General features: G+C 38.8%; 2 protein-coding genes. Both read right to left on the bottom strand.

Annotated elements, in window-relative coordinates; all coding sequences use genetic code 11:
• Positions 1 to 41 precede the first annotated feature (41 nt).
• A complete protein-coding gene (locus BST99_RS08645; protein WP_105001443.1) occupies positions 42 to 329 on the bottom strand; it encodes a type II toxin-antitoxin system RelE/ParE family toxin in 288 nt (95 codons plus the stop codon).
• Positions 316 to 561, bottom strand: a complete 246-nt coding sequence (locus tag BST99_RS08640) for a ribbon-helix-helix domain-containing protein (protein WP_105001442.1) — start codon at positions 559 to 561, stop codon at positions 316 to 318. The genes BST99_RS08645 and BST99_RS08640 overlap by 14 nt, the downstream gene beginning before the upstream one ends.
• Positions 562 to 634 lie beyond the last annotated feature (73 nt).

The raw sequence follows: 634 nt of genomic DNA, 5'->3' as shown, positions 1-634 counted from the left end.
TAGCCCGTGTTGGCAACAGAATATTTTTACTTTCTCTAAGTTTAGAGGATATTACTTAAGTCCTGTTTTCCGACAATAGCCATTATCTCTACTGTTTCTTCATTTATTCTGAAGAAAATACTATCGACACCACAAACACATCTGCGGTATCCGTTTTTTAAGTAGTCTACCGATTCGAAAGAGTAAGGCCGTTCGGCAATTAAGTCAAAGTATTGGAAAAATGATTCAAAATACTTGTCGGCCTGAGCAAGTCCGAATTGTTTAACTCCATATTGGTGAATCCGAACCAGGTCATTCTTGGCTTCATTACTCAGTCTATAATGAGCCATTCAGCAATGCTTTGGACTGTTTTAAGATTTCGTCCTTTCCGTCGCTAGTAAATCCGCTCTTTTCGGCTTTCTCGAGTTTAGCTCTAATCCAGTCAATTTGGGCCTGCTGTTTTCTAGCCTGTCGCACAAGGTCATTTACCAATTCACTTTTGCTGGAATATTCTTGACTGTCCACTTGGGATTTCAACCACTCATCGTTGGGTTTCGTAAAAGAAATGCTTTGTCTGGCCATTGTAAAATACAATACGGTGTAAATATACACCAAAAATACATCAATCTAAAATGCTCAATATTGTTGCCAACGG

Source organism: Aureicoccus marinus, from assembly GCF_002954325.1.
Taxonomy (GTDB): Bacteria; Bacteroidota; Bacteroidia; order Flavobacteriales; family Flavobacteriaceae; genus Aureicoccus; species Aureicoccus marinus.
This window is presented reverse-complemented; position numbering and strand designations above follow the sequence as displayed.